Origin of the sequence: Streptomyces sp. NPDC049687 (assembly GCF_044465285.1) — a bacterium.
Taxonomy (GTDB): domain Bacteria; phylum Actinomycetota; class Actinomycetes; order Streptomycetales; family Streptomycetaceae; genus Streptomyces.
Genome location: NZ_JBITLN010000001.1, coordinates 964,140 through 978,418, shown reverse-complemented (window position 1 = coordinate 978,418; position 14,279 = coordinate 964,140). Strand labels below are relative to the sequence as shown.

Annotated in this window: 8 protein-coding genes; 4 read left to right on the top strand and 4 right to left on the bottom strand. The window is 70.8% G+C overall.

Annotated elements, in window-relative coordinates:
* Nucleotides 1–70: 70 nt before the first annotated feature.
* Nucleotides 71–934, top strand: coding sequence for a helix-turn-helix transcriptional regulator (locus ACIBVL_RS04445; RefSeq protein WP_399091509.1), 864 nt, complete (start codon nucleotides 71–73; stop codon nucleotides 932–934).
* 38 nt (nucleotides 935–972) lie between these two features.
* Here ACIBVL_RS04445 and ACIBVL_RS04440 read toward each other — a convergent pair whose 3' ends face one another.
* Nucleotides 973–2,418, bottom strand: coding sequence for an MFS transporter (locus tag ACIBVL_RS04440; RefSeq protein WP_399091506.1), 1,446 nt, complete (start codon nucleotides 2,416–2,418; stop codon nucleotides 973–975).
* Nucleotides 2,419–2,496: 78 nt separating this feature from the next.
* Between ACIBVL_RS04440 and dusB the strand changes: the two genes are divergently transcribed.
* Entirely contained in the window at nucleotides 2,497–3,651 is a 1,155-nt protein-coding gene (dusB, locus tag ACIBVL_RS04435; protein ID WP_399091503.1) for a tRNA dihydrouridine synthase DusB, read from the top strand.
* Here the strand turns inward: dusB and ACIBVL_RS04430 are convergent, their stop codons facing one another.
* From ACIBVL_RS04430 to ACIBVL_RS04420, 3 genes are all read right to left on the bottom strand, one after another.
* Entirely contained in the window at nucleotides 3,652–5,805 is a 2,154-nt protein-coding gene (locus tag ACIBVL_RS04430) for a CDP-alcohol phosphatidyltransferase (protein ID WP_399091500.1), read from the bottom strand.
* Between the two features lie 166 nt (nucleotides 5,806–5,971).
* A complete protein-coding gene (locus ACIBVL_RS04425; protein WP_399091497.1) occupies nucleotides 5,972–7,912 on the bottom strand; it encodes a glycogen debranching N-terminal domain-containing protein in 1,941 nt (646 codons plus the stop codon).
* Complete coding sequence (locus ACIBVL_RS04420; protein WP_399091495.1) at nucleotides 7,909–9,315, bottom strand: MGH1-like glycoside hydrolase domain-containing protein; 1,407 nt, start codon at nucleotides 9,313–9,315, stop codon at nucleotides 7,909–7,911. The genes ACIBVL_RS04425 and ACIBVL_RS04420 overlap by 4 nt, the downstream gene beginning before the upstream one ends.
* Nucleotides 9,316–9,435: 120 nt before the next feature.
* On the opposite strand from ACIBVL_RS04420, the gene ACIBVL_RS04415 reads away from it, so the two are divergent.
* Both ACIBVL_RS04415 and ppdK read left to right on the top strand, forming a co-directional pair.
* Nucleotides 9,436–10,656 carry an ROK family protein gene (locus ACIBVL_RS04415; RefSeq protein ID WP_399091492.1) on the top strand — a complete coding sequence of 407 codons (1,221 nt, stop codon included), beginning with the start codon at nucleotides 9,436–9,438 and terminating at the stop codon, nucleotides 10,654–10,656.
* Nucleotides 10,657–11,078: 422 nt separating this feature from the next.
* Nucleotides 11,079–13,826 (top strand): pyruvate, phosphate dikinase, encoded by a 2,748-nt coding sequence (ppdK, locus tag ACIBVL_RS04410; RefSeq protein ID WP_399091489.1) that lies wholly within the window; start codon nucleotides 11,079–11,081, stop codon nucleotides 13,824–13,826.
* The last annotated feature ends 453 nt before the right edge of the window (nucleotides 13,827–14,279 follow it).

Below are 14,279 nucleotides of genomic sequence, written 5' to 3'. Positions count from 1 at the left end.
TACCAGAGTGTTCTTATCCTGGTACAAGGAGCACCTGGCAACAGGGTCCGGGTGGCGGCACGCTGGAGACATGACGACGATGGTCCAGGAGCAGGCCGTGGCCGGGTCGGAGATCCGTCGCCACGAACTCGCCGCCTTCCTGCGCAGCCGCCGTGAGCGGATCACCCCGGAAGAGGTCGGGCTCCCGCGCGGAGCCCGCCGCCGTACACCGGGTCTGCGCCGCGAGGAGGTCGCCCATCTCTCCTCGGTCGGCGTCACCTGGTACACCTGGCTCGAACAGGCCCGGGACATCCATGTCTCGGTTCAGGTCCTCGACGCGCTCGCCCGCACGCTGATGCTCGACGCGAGCGAACGCGTCCACCTCTTCCAGCTGGCCGGCGCCGTCGACCCGACCCCGGCCGCGTCCTGCACCGGCATCACCGACGCCGTGCGCATGACGCTGGACCAGCTCGACCCGCTGCCCGCCTGCGTCCAGAACAGCCGCTACGACATCGCGGCCTACAACCGCACCTACTCCCGCCTCCTGTGCGACCTCGACGCGATCCCGCCCGAGGACCGCAACTGCATGCTTCTGGTCCACACGCACCCCGAGTGGCGGTCCTCGATCGTCCACCTGGAGGAGACCATGCGGCTGATGGCCGCGAAGCTGCGCGCCTCCATGGCCGGCCATCTCTCCGAACCGGCCTGGAAGATGCTGGTCAAGCGGCTCCAGACGGAGTCCCCGGAGTTCCGCGAGAACTGGGAGCGGTACGAGATCCTCGCCAACCGCAGCAAGACCAAGCAGTTCCGCAACCCGCACGTGGGCCTGCTCAACCTCCACCACACGGACCTGTGGCTCAGCCCGGAGCACGGGGCCCGTCTGGTGACGTACACCCCTGTGGACGAGGCGACGCGGGAGCGGCTGGAGAAGCTGTACCTGCTCGCGGTGAGCTAGTGCCGCGGCACCGCCTCCACCTGGCGCCGGCAGAACGCTCAGGCGCTGACGCCCGCCGACTCCCGGACGTCCTTCGCCTCCAGGCGCTCCGCCGTCCGCTCGGCCGTCCGCCGGGCCCACGGCCCGGTGGTCAGGGCACCGAGGACGAGGACGAGCAGCCCGCAGGCGGTGAGGATCCACCAGCCGGGGACGGCGGCGGAGACGAACGTCTCCCGGTACGACGTCACACTCACGCCCGCCGCCAGTACCGCGCCGACCACCGCGACACCGAGGGTCTGGCCCAGCTGGCGGCTGGTGGACGCGACCGCCGCCGCCACCCCCGCCTGGCTGCGCGGCATCCCGGACACCGCCGTGTTCGTGATCGGCGCGTTCACGAAGCCGAACCCCACCCCGAACAGCACGTACCCGAGGAACAGCGTCACGTTCGACGTCTCCGCGTCGAAGGCGGCGAACAGCAGCGCGCTCGTCGTCATCGCGAACCCCGCGACGATCAGCGGCAGGCGGGGACCCCGGGTGCCCACCAGGCGGCCGGACAGCGGCGCGCACAGGAACGTCGGTACGGCCATCGGCAGCATCCACAGACCGGCGTGCAGCGCGTCCAGACCCCGTACGTTCTGGAGATACAGGGTGGACAGGAACAGGAACCCGCCCAGCGCCGCGAACGCGCTGACCGCCACCACCGTCGCCCCGCTGAACGGCGCGGAACGGAAGAACCGCAGGTCGATGAGGGGTTCGGCGCGGCGAGGTTCGTAGAGGAGGAGCCCTGCCAGCGCGGCCAGGGCCAGCGCCGCGAAGGGACCGCTGGTCGCCGGGCCCGCCCCGGGCGCCTCGATGATCGCGTACGTCAGGGAGCCGAACAGCGCGATGACCAGCAACTGGCCGACCGGGTCGGGGCGGCGGGCCTTCGGGGCGCGGGACTCGGGGACGTAACGGAGGGTGAGCAGGAGGGCGGCCAGGCCCACCGGCAGGTTGAGCCAGAAGATCGCGCGCCAGCTCACCGACTCCACCAGCAGCCCGCCGAGCAGCGGGCCCGCCGCCATGGAGATGCCCACGACCGCGCCCCACGCGCCGATCGCCCGGGCGCGCTCACGCGGGTCGGTGAAGGTGTTGGTGATGATCGACATGGCGACCGGGTTGAGCATCGAACCGCCGACCGCCTGGACCATCCGGGCCGCGATCAGCAACTCGAGGCTGGGGGCCAGGGAACAGAGCAGCGAGCCGAGCGAGAACACGACCAGGCCCGCCATGAAGACCTTCTTGCGGCCGATCCGGTCGGCCGTGGAGCCCGCGAGCATGAGCAGCGTGGCCAGTACCAGCGTGTAGGCGTCGATCGTCCACTGCAGCCCGGCGGTGGAGGCGTGCAGGTCACGCTCCATCGCGGGCAGGGCGACATTGAGCACGGTGTTGTCGAGGCTCACGATCAGCAGGCTCATGCAGCAGATCGCGAGGACGAGCTGACGTCGGCGGAGGCTGAGCTCGGGCATGCGACCCATCGTACGCCCAGGTCGATAGTGCGGCTAACTAAAGAATGAGCCGGGTGTCTCACACGGCACAATGGAGGAATGCCCACGACCGCGCCCGCGAAGAACACGACCCTGCAGATCGGCCCGCACACCGTCCGGCCGCCTGTCGTGCTGGCCCCCATGGCCGGGATCACCAACGCGCCCTTCCGCACGCTGTGCAGGGAGTTCAGCGGGGGCAAGGGGCTCTTCGTGAGCGAGATGATCACGACCCGGGCGCTGGTCGAGCGCAACGAGAAGACCATGCAGCTGATCCACTTCGACGCGACCGAGAAGCCGCGCTCGATCCAGTTGTACGGCGTCGACCCGGCGACCGTCGGCAAGGCCGTCCGCATGATCGCGGAGGAGGGCCTCGCCGACCACATCGACCTGAACTTCGGCTGCCCGGTCCCCAAGGTGACCAGGAAGGGCGGCGGGTCCGCGCTCCCCTACAAGCGGAACCTGCTGCGCGCCATCCTGCGCGAGGCGGTCAGCGGCGCCGGCGACCTTCCGGTGACGATGAAGATGCGCAAGGGCATCGACGACGACCACATCACCTACCTCGACGCCGGGCGTATCGCCGTCGAGGAGGGCGTCACCGCCATCGCCCTGCACGGCCGCACCGCGGCCCAGCACTACGGCGGCACGGCGGACTGGGACGCGATCGCGCGGCTCAAGGAGCACGTGCCGGAGATCCCGGTACTCGGCAACGGGGACATCTGGTCGGCCGAGGACGCGCTGCGGATGGTGCGGGAGACCGGCTGCGACGGAGTGGTCGTGGGGCGCGGATGCCTGGGGCGGCCATGGCTGTTCGCGGACCTGGTGGCGGCCTTCGAAGGACGTACGGAAGCCATCGCGCGGCCGTCTCTCCGCGAGGTCGCCGACGTCATGGTCCGGCACGCCACCCTGCTCGGCGAGTGGATCGGCGACGAGTCCAAGGGGGTCGTCGACTTCCGCAAGCACGTCGCCTGGTACCTCAAGGGGTTCGCGGTCGGCTCCGAGATGCGCAAGCGGCTCGCGATCACGTCCTCGCTGGAGGAACTCCGCACAGGGCTGGACGAGTTGGACCTCGACCAGCCCTGGCCCGCCGACGCCGACGGGCCCCGCGGCCGTACGTCCGGCAACAACCGGGTGGTGCTGCCGGACGGTTGGCTGAAGGACCCGTACGACTGCGCGGGCGTGAGCGAGGACGCGGAACTGGACACGTCCGGCGGCTGATCAGCCCTTGCTGGGACGCGGGGTCGACCCGTACGCCGTGAGGAAGCGGTCGCGGAACGAACTCATCTTCCACACCGGGGCGTTGTGGGCCGGCTTGAGGCCGTCGGTCCAGTTCCAGCCGGCGATCTTGTCGAGCACCTTCGGGTCCTTGGCGACGATCGAGATCGGTACGTCCCGGCTGGCGTTGTCACCGCTGACCCGGGCGATCGGCTGGTGGTCGCCGAGGAAGACCAGGACGGTGTCGTCGCTGCCGTAGCGCTCCAGCCACTCGGTGAGGGCGGTCACCGAGTACTGGATCGACTTGCCGTACTCCTGACGGGACAGGGTGGAGTCGGCGATGACGTCGGACGCCTTCTTCCCGGCCGCCTGGATGCCCTGGAAGATCGAGCCGTCGCCGACCTCGTCCCAGCCGACCATCTCCGGGATCGGCCCCCACGGCTGGTGACTGGAGGTCAGGATGATCTCCGACATCAGCGGCTTGTCGCGGTCCTTGCCGTGCTCCAGCTTCTGGAACGCCTCGAGCGCGTACTGGTCCGGCATGGTCGACCAGCTGAACTTCGGCCCCTGATAGCCCATCTGGAAGGCGTTGTAGACCTTGTCGAGGCCGTAGAACTTCGCCTCCGGCCAGCCCTTCTGGACGCCCGGCATGATCCCGACGGTGTCCCAGGCGCCGGTCTTGCGGAACGCCTTGGTGAGGGAGAGGTGGTCGCTGGCCATCACCGTGCGGTAGCGCTGCTGGTTGTCGACCCACAGCCCGGACAGGGTGGTGGAGTGGCCGAGCCAGCTGCTCCCTCCGTACGTCGCCGAGGTCAGCCAGCCGCTCTTGGCGTGGAAGCCGGCCTTCGCGAGGGCCTCGGTGCGGGCTTCGAGGGTCGCGTCGACGCCGGGTGCCATGATCGGGTCCTCGATGGCGCTGCGGCCGTAGCTCTCGATGAACGTGAAGATCATGTCCTTGCCGCGCAGGTCCGGCACGAGCTGGTCGGGCGGGGTGTCGCCGAAGGTGTCCCTGCGGGCCTCCTTCGCGAACGCGGCCTCGTCCCGCAGGGTGCTGCGCACCGACCGGGCCTCGGACTCCAGGCGGCTCGCCGCCCGGTCGGAGGCGACAGGGACCCCCGCGTACTGCAGACCGATCACGGAACAGGTGATCCAGGCGGTGCCGGCGATCAGTGTGCCCCGGGTGGCCCGGCGGGTGTCGAGCATCAGGGCGTTGCTCAGCCGAACCGTCGCCAGCGCCATGAGCGTGACCACGAGGAGGACGAGCAGAACGACGCCGACCGCGGCGGCGACGGCGGTGGTCCTGCCCATGGTGTCGGCGAGGTACGACTGGGCGTCGTCCAGCAGGCCCCAGTCCAGGACCAGGTTGAACGGGCGGCCGAGGTACTCCCAGAAGCCGATGTCGAGCACGTTCACCACGGTCAGCGCACCGAGGACGGCGCCCCCGAGCGCCGCCAGGGCGATTCGCGGCCGACGCGGCAGCGCCAGCAGCACCGCCGCCCCGATGATCGCCTCACCCGGCAGCCGGACGAACCGGTTCACCTGGAGCGCGGCCATCCGGTTCGGCAGCAACAGCGCGCCGATCACCAGCACGAGCGAGAGAACCGTCACCGCCCACCACACCACCCGCGCAGCCCGAGGATGCCGCCCCCGCCAGGCACGCCGGTGAGCGATACGGGCCCTGAGCGACTTGCGCCCACCTGCGCCGACAGCGGCGGAATCCGCCGCAGGGGTGTCGGGGGCGGGTGGGGCTTGGTTGTCGGGCGCGGAGGCGTCGGGTGCCGGGGCGTCCGGGTCGGGGACACGCGGGTCTGCCGTGTCCGGCGCGGAGGCGTCGGTGGCCTGGGCGTCCGGTGCCGGGGTGTCCCGGCCCGAGGCCTGTGAGCCCGCGGCCTCAGTCTCTGCGGCCTCCACCACCTCCACCGCCTCTCCGGCCTCCATGGCCTCCCCGGTTTCCGTGATCTCCGCGGCCCCTTCGCCGTCCCCGGTCCCCCCGGCCCCGGTGGAGCCCCCGGCCTCCTCGGCGCCCCCGGTTTCCGGCGCCGCTTGCGCGGGCTTCGCCGGTTCCTCGGGGCCACCGGCGTCCACGGTTTCCGCGGTCGGGTCGTCCTCGGGTTCTTTCGAAGCCGGCGGCTGGGATGAGCGAGTGGAGACAGGCACCCGAGGGTCCTTCCGTACGAAGCCCGGTGGTTCGGCGGATCCGGCGCGGGAAGTCGGATCCGCCTCAGTTTCGTACGGCCTGCCCTCGGCCCGCGTTCACCCCCCTCGGCCAGTGCTCGGCAAACACCGCGCAAACGTCACGCCAAGCACCCGGCCGGAGCGGGCGTCACGCGCCCCCGACCGCCGTGAGCAGCGCCAACGGAGCCGCCGCCGAGCGGGATTCGCGTACGCACGCGTGCGGGTACGGAACCGGTGCCGCGTGGGTGTCACGGCCGTAGCCCGCGAGCACCTCGGGGAGCCGGTGACCGGTCGCGGTCGCCGCGTCGACCAGGCCGTGGGCGACCGCGCGGGCCTCGTCGTGCAGGCCGTAGCGGGCGAGGCCCAGGGTGATCAGCGCGTTGTCGTGCGGCCAGACCGAGCCGCGGTGGTAGGAGAGCGGGTGGTACGCGGGTTGCCCCGCCGCCAGGGTGCGTACGCCCCAGCCGGAGAAGAAGTCGGGTTCCAGGAGACGCCGGCCGACGACCTCCCCGTACTCCTTGTCCAGCAGCCCCGACCACAGCAGGTGCCCGGCGTCGGACGCCAGCGCGTCGACCTGGCGGCCCTCGCCGTCCAGCGCGAGCGCCGGGAAGGACCGCTCCGGCATCCAGAAGTCCCGCTGGAAGCGGTCGCGGAGGTCGGCGGCCGCCTGTTCGAGCAGCGCCGCGTAGGTCTCGTCCGCCCACACCGTGCGCGCCACCCACGCCGTGCGGCGCAGCGCGTCGTACGCGTACCCCTGGGCCCCCGCCGCCATGACCGCTCCGGTGGCGCGGGTGCCGTCCGCCGAGCAGATGGCGCCGGGGGAGTCCTTCCAGTTCTGGTTGGCGAGGCCGCCCTGGTCGGCGCGGTAGACCAGGTAACCCCGGGAGGTGAGACCGCCGTGGTCCAGCATCCAGGCGATCGCCGCGCGGGCGTTGTGCTCCAGTCGGCGGGCCATCTCCGCGTCCCCGGTCTGCTCGACGTACGCGCCGAGGACGACGAGGAAGAGCGGTGTCGCGTCGACCGAGCCGTAGTAACGGCCGAACGGGACCTGCCCGAAGTGGGCCAGCTCGCCGTGGCGCACCTCGTGGACGATCTTGCCGGGCTGGGACACCGCCCGCGGACCGGTCTCGGTGGCCTGGGCGGCGGCGAGAGCCGGGAGCGTGGCGGCGGCCAGCCGGGGGCGGTAGGGGAGAGCGAAGAGGGAGGTGAGGAGGGCGTCGCGGCCGAGCAGGGTCAGGAACCAGGGCGCCCCGGCGGCCGGTACGCGCAGTTCCTCGCCGTCCGGACCGGTGGCCTGGACCTGAAGCGAGGCCAGATCGGTGAGACCTCGAACGCAAGCGGTCGCCAGTTCGGGCCATTCCGTAGGAAAAGCGACACCTTCCACAAACTCGCCCTCATCCGCAAGTAGCTTTTCAGCCATTGCGGCCGGAGAGCTCGGCACGCGCAGTGCCCGCTTCTCGCCGTGCGGCCGGGCCATCACCCGCAGGATCAGTTCGGCGGAGCCGTGCGCCTCCAGCTCCAGCTTCCACACCAGCCGACGGGCACCGGTGCCGGTCTCCTCGACGCCGTCCGGAGCGGGCTCGGCGGTGACGGTCGTACAGGACTTCCACTCACCGCGCCGGTACGTGAACTCCACGCCGTCGTCGAGGACCTCACGGCGGCGCACGGCGCCCGTCTTCGCGTACGTACGGTGGTCGGAGCGCAGCTCGAACTGGTCCGTGAAGTCGGCGTCGACGGTCAGGGCCAGCCGGACCGTCGTCGGCACCGGGCGATTGCTGACGACCCGTACCGACTCCACGAACGAGCTGTCACCGACGGCCTGTTCGCGGAACAGCGTGCAGGACGGCGGCTCGTTGCGCCCGCCGCGCGGGACGAGCACACAGCGCGCGGTGTCCCCGTCCGCGACCGGCACGAGAGCCTCCGGCACCGCGCCGTCGACCGTCAGCTGCCAGCGGCTGAGGTGCCGGGCGTCCCTGACGAACAGCCCCTCCGGAGAGGAGCCGGCGCCCCGTACCCCGCTGATGTCCCCGTGGTCACCGACGGCGGCGAACGTCCCGCCGTACACGAGCAGATGATGCCGGTCCGTCATGCCCGGTCCCCTCCCTTGATACCCGTGGTGTGCTGGTGGAGCAGGTCGAGCGTGAGCGCGGCGGTCCAGCTGAAGCCGGTCGCGCCGCAGGCCTCGCCGGTGAACGGGTCGACGTACTCGGCGAAGTCCGAGGTGAGCGCGGTGTCCAGGACGGCCCGGCGCAGCTCGTCCGCCTCGGCGGTGCGGCCGTGCAGCCCGAGGCCGCGCTGCAGCAGCCAGGCGGTGTTGAACCAGGCTGGGCCGCGCCAGTAGCGGTGCGGGTCGAAGGCCTCGCCGAGCAGGTCGTAACTGGGGACGAGACGGGTGGTCGTACCGAGACCGAAGTGCGGGCCCTTGAGGGTGTGGACGACGGCCGTCACCACCTCGCGCGGCAGCCCGGGCAGGAGCAGGGGGACGACCCCGGACACCCCGCGCTCGCGCACGAGCCCCCCGCCCCGCACGTCCCGGCAGAAGAACATCCCCTCCGCCGGGTCCCACAGCCGCTCGACGAGCGCCGCCGTCAGCCGCTCCGCACGCCCGTACCGGGCGGTGGCCGTCGCCCCCAGCTCCTGCGCGATCCGCGCGAGGGCGTGCTCGGAGGCGATGAGCAGCGCGTTGAAGGAAGGGTCCTCCACGGCGAACTCGCTCGTGCCGTCGGCGTACCGGGCGTCCCGGTAGTCCGTCGCCAGCCGCACGTACCGCCCGTAGTCGAGATCCGTCGGCCGGTCCTCGGCCGCCCCGTGGTCGAGGTCGGCGCGCCGGAAGGAGCGGGCGGGGGCCGGTGTCACCCGCGCGAGCGGAGCGTCCCAGCTCGGCGCGTTGTCCATCCCCTGCTCCCACGGGTGTACGACGGAGACGAGCCCGCCCCCGCCGAGGTCCCGCCGGTGCAGCAGATAGCGGTGCCAGGCGGCCAGCCGGGGATAGACCCGGGCGAGGAAGCCCCGGGCCCGCGAGAGCCCGGGGTCGGAGCAGTGCACCAGCCAGGCCGCCAGCGCGTGCACCGGTGGCTGCACGATGCCGGAGGTCTGTACGGTGCGCGGGGCGCCCGCAGCGCGCCCCGCGGTCGAGGAGCGCCAGAAGTCGGGGCTCGGGAAGTACGCGTCGAGCGGCACGGAGGGGTTGAAGACGATGTGGGGGATGCGCCCGTCGCCCCACTGGGCGTCCAGCAGCGTCTCCAGCTCGGTCTGCGCCCGGCGTGGCGAGACGTGCCGCAGCCCGATCGCGATGAACGCGGAGTCCCACGACCACTGGTGCGGGTACAGCCGGCGCGAGGGCACCGTCGACGTCCCCGTCCAGTTGGCCGCCAGCACCTCCACGGCTCGGCGGTGCAGCGCCCTGGTGTGCGGCGAACCCGGCGGAGCCGCCGGATCGTATGCAACGGCGTCCTTCGCCGGGCGGGCGATGAGCTGGGCGGTGCGATCCACTCGGGGCTCCCCGAAGACGTCTGGGCCACCGGGTTCGGCGGTGGCTACCGTAGGGTTACGTCTATTTAACACGCAAAACTCAATATGTAATGCAGGCTTGAGAAACACAAGGGGGTGCGCATGACCGGGCGTCCGGGACGGACCGGCAGGGCGGGCAGTCAGGCCAGCGCCGGAGATCTGCTCGAACTGGTGCGCAGCGGGCGGGCGACGACACGCGGTGCCCTCCAGCAGGCCACCGGCCTCTCCCGCGCGACCGTGGGCCAGCGTCTGGACCGCCTCTTCCGCGCGGGCTGGCTGCGCGAGGGCGCCGGCGGCCCCGTCGAGTCACCGCTGGGCGGCCGCCCCTCGATCACTCTGGAATTCGACGACGCCCACGCGGTCGTCCTCGCCGCCGACCTGGACACACGGCACGCGCGTGCCGCCGTCCTGTCCCTGACCGGCGAGATCCTCGCCGAGCACGGCGGCACGCTGGTCATCGACGACGGCCCGGACGCCGTACTCGGCGAGCTGGGCGGATGGTTCGCCGAGTTGCTGGAGAAGGCGGGCCATCGGGCGGAGGAGGTCTGCGGCATCGGCCTCGCCGTCCCGGGCCCGGTGGACAGCGAGACGGGCCGGGTGGTGCAGCCGCCGATGATGCCCGGCTGGGACGGCTACGACATAAGAGGGCGCCTGTCGCGGGCGTTCACGGAACGCACCGGGGCCGCCGAGGTGCCCGTCCTCGTCGACAACGACGCGAACCTCATGGCGTACGGCGAACAGCGCAGCGGATACGCCGACTGTTCGGCGTTCGTCCTGGTCAAGGTGTCGACGGGCATCGGTGCCGGGGTCGTGGTCGACGGCTCGATCTTCCGGGGCATCGACGGCGGCGCAGGGGACATCGGGCATATACGCGTGGGCGCCGAGGCGCTGTGCCGGTGCGGTTCCTACGGCTGTCTCGCGGCCGTGGCCAGCGGTGGTGCCGTGGCCCGGAAGCTGGTCGAGTCGGGCCTGCCGGCGGCGTCCGGCTCGGATGTGCGGGACCTGCTCACCGCCGGGCATCCGGAGGCGGCGGCTCTGGCACGGGAGGCCGGGCGCCGGGTCGGGGACGTTCTGGCGACGGTCGTGACCCTGCTGAACCCGGGCGTCCTGATGATCGCCGGGGATTTGGCCGGAACCCCTTTCCTGACCGGTGTGCGCGAGCTGCTCTACCAGCGGGCGCTGCCGCGCTCCACGGCCCATCTGGACGTGGTGACCTCGAAACTGGGGGACCAGGCGGCGCTGGTGGGGGCGGGGGCGCTGGTCGTGGAGTACCTGTACGCGCCGGAGCGGGTGGAGGAGCGGTTGCTGGCGCTGGGGGTGTGAGGGACGCTCGTATGACATGCGGGTTTCCGTCCGGATACCCGTCCGCATGGTGAAATCGGACCCCGGGTCGAAGCGTGATTCTCGCCACCCCTGAGGGGGGTTCTGCTCAAATGAGCGGATCATGGATCGAATGCACTTCTCCAAGGAGTGGCACTGCGTGCCACCCCCTGATCGTTCATCGATCGAAATCAGACGTGGCGAAGGGTGCTCATATGAGTAGGGCTTGGGGTGGTCGGGGGATGCTTGTGTTCAAGAAGTGAAAACATCGGCGGCCATGCGCTTGCCAAGCCTTGAACTTCGATCCGGTGGCGGACGACTGGTTACAGGCGCATGACGCGCAAGTGGACGTACCCAGGCGCCTTTGATCTGGGTATGTTCCTGGCCGTCAGGGCAGCCACCGCGTCCTCGAGGAGTCGAGACCCGTGTCGGAAAACAAAGATCTCCCGGTAACCGAGTCGGCCGCGAGCGTTGAGGGCGTGAAGTTCGTTTACGACTTCACCGAGGGCAACAAGGACCTCAAGGACCTGCTCGGCGGCAAGGGCGCGAACCTCGCCGAGATGACCAACCTGGGCCTTCCCGTCCCGCCCGGCTTCACGATCACCACCGAGGCCTGCAAGGTCTACCTCGGCAGCGGCGAGGAGCCGGCGGCACTGCGTGACGAGGTGAGTGCGCACCTCGTGGCCCTGGAAGAGCGGATGGGCAAGAAGCTCGGCCAGCCGGACAACCCTCTCCTCGTGTCCGTCCGCTCGGGCGCGAAGTTCTCCATGCCGGGCATGATGGACACGGTCCTCAACATCGGCCTGTCCGACAAGTCGGTCCAGGGCCTGGCCGCCCAGGCCGGAGACGACCGCTTCGCGTGGGACTCGTACCGCCGTCTCATCCAGATGTTCGGCAAGACCGTCCTCGGCGTCGACGGCGAGCTCTTCGAGGACGCGCTGGAGTCGGCGAAGGCGGAGAAGAAGGTCACCGTCGACACCGAGCTGGAGGCGGCGGACCTGAAGAAGCTGGTCACGCGCTTCAAGAAGATCGTCAAGACGGAGGCCGGCCGGGACTTCCCCCAGGACCCCCGCGAGCAGATGGACCTCGCCATCAAGGCGGTCTTCGACTCCTGGAACGGCGACCGCGCCAAGCTCTACCGCCGCCAGGAGCGCATCCCGGGTGACCTCGGCACGGCCGTCAACGTCTGTTCCATGGTCTTCGGCAACCTGGGCCCCGACTCCGGCACCGGCGTCGCCTTCACCCGTGACCCCGCCTCCGGCCACCAGGGCGTCTACGGCGACTACCTGCAGAACGCCCAGGGCGAGGACGTGGTGGCGGGCATCCGCAACACCGTGCCGCTCGCGGAGCTGGAGTCGATCGACAAGAAATCGTACGACCAGCTGATGCAGATCATGGAGACGCTGGAGAACCACTACAAGGACCTCTGCGACATCGAGTTCACGATCGAGCGCGGTCAGCTGTGGATGCTCCAGACCCGCGTCGGCAAGCGCACGGCGGGCGCGGCCTTCCGGATCGCGACCCAGCTGGTGGACCAGGGCCTGATCGACGAGACGGAGGCGCTGCAGCGGGTGACGGGCGCCCAGCTCGCGCAGCTGATGTTCCCCCGCTTCGACGAGCACGCGAAGACGCAGCAGGTCGGCCGGGGCATCGCGGCCTCCCCGGGCGCGGCGGTCGGCAAGGCCGTCTTCGACTCGTACACCGCGGTGAAGTGGTCGCGCTCGGGCGAGAAGGTCATCCTGGTCCGCCGGGAGACCAACCCCGACGACCTCGACGGCATGATCGCGGCGGAGGGCATCCTGACCTCCCGCGGCGGCAAGACCTCCCACGCGGCCGTCGTGGCACGCGGCATGGGCAAGACCTGTGTCTGCGGCGCGGAGGAGCTGGAGGTCGACACCAAGCGGCGCCGGATGACGGTGCCGGGCGGGCACGTCGTCGAGGAAGGCGACGTGATCTCGATCGACGGCTCCTCCGGGAAGGTGTACCTGGGCGAGGTCCCGGTCGTCCCGTCCCCGGTGGTGGAGTACTTCGAGGGCCGTATGCACGCGGGCGCGGACGACGCGGACGAGCTGGTCGAGGCCGTCCACCGCATCATGGCCTTCGCGGACCGCAAGCGCCGCCTCCGCGTCCGCGCGAACGCCGACAACGCCGAGGACGCGCTGCGCGCCCGCCGCTTCGGCGCCCAGGGCATCGGTCTGTGCCGCACGGAGCACATGTTCCTCGGCGACCGCCGTGAGCTGGTCGAACGCCTCATCCTGGCCGACACGGAGACCGATCGCGAGGAGTCCCTCAAGCAGCTCCTACCGCTCCAGAAGCAGGACTTCGTCGAACTCTTCGAGGCGATGGACGGCCTCCCGGTGACGATCCGTCTCCTGGACCCGCCGCTGCACGAGTTCCTGCCCGACATCACCGAGCTGTCGGTGCGCGTGGCGCTGGCGGAGTCCCGCCAGGAGCCGCACGAGAACGAGCTGCGCCTGCTCCAGGCCGTCCACCGTCTGCACGAGCAGAACCCGATGCTGGGCCTCAGGGGTGTGCGGCTCGGCCTGGTCATCCCCGGCCTGTTCACCATGCAGGTCCGTGCCATCGCGGAGGCGGCGGCCGAGCGCAAGAACGCCAAGGGCGACCCACGCGCCGAGATCATGATCCCGCTCGTCGGCACCGTCCAGGAGCTGGAGATCGTCCGCGACGAGGCCGACCAGGTCGTCGCGGAGGTCGAGGCGGCCACGGGGGTGGCGCTGAAGCTGGCGATCGGCACGATGATCGAGCTGCCGCGCGCCGCCCTGACGGCAGGCCAGATCGCGGAGGCGGCGGAGTTCTTCAGCTTCGGCACGAACGACCTCACGCAGACGGTGTGGGGCTTCAGCCGCGACGACGTGGAGGCCTCCTTCTTCACGGCCTACCTGGAGAAGGGCATCTTCGGCGTCTCCCCCTTCGAGACGATCGACAAGGACGGCGTCGGCTCGCTGGTGAAGGCGGCGGCCGAAGCGGGCCGCCGGACCCGCCCCGACCTGAAGCTCGGCGTCTGCGGTGAGCACGGCGGCGACCCGGAGTCGGTGCACTTCTTCCACGAGGTGGGGCTCGACTACGTCTCCTGCTCGCCGTTCCGGATCCCGGTCGCCCGGCTGGAGGCCGGACGGGCGGCGACACAGTCGCAGGGCAGCGACCACCGCTGAGACCCGAGGGGGCTGCTGAGCCCCCTCGGCCACCTGGCCCCGGAGCCGCTGTCGGTCCCCGACCCTCAGCACCGATCGGCGGCGGCTCCGGCACGCAAGATGAGGGCGGCACCCTGTGCGGGGGTGCCGCCCTCTTGGGCATCATCTGCCGAGGCTGTCAAGCTACGCTGCTGACCAGGGAAAATGGCGTTTGCTGGCGTTGGTTGCCGTTGAACCTGCGTAAAGCTGTTGTGCCCTCGTTGTGCCCTCCACATGCGGCTGGTCCCGTCACGAGCCATCACCACAGGGGCCCCGCCCTCCCAGGGCAGGCCCCCTTGTTTTGCTAGTTCAGCGGGGTGACGCGGCGTTGACGGTGGCGTTCGTCGATGCACTAGACACGACCAAGACAACGAGCGGCTTGCAGGCAAGGCTGGGCCGGCAGATTTACTGCGGGCCTACGCAGCCACCTCTGAC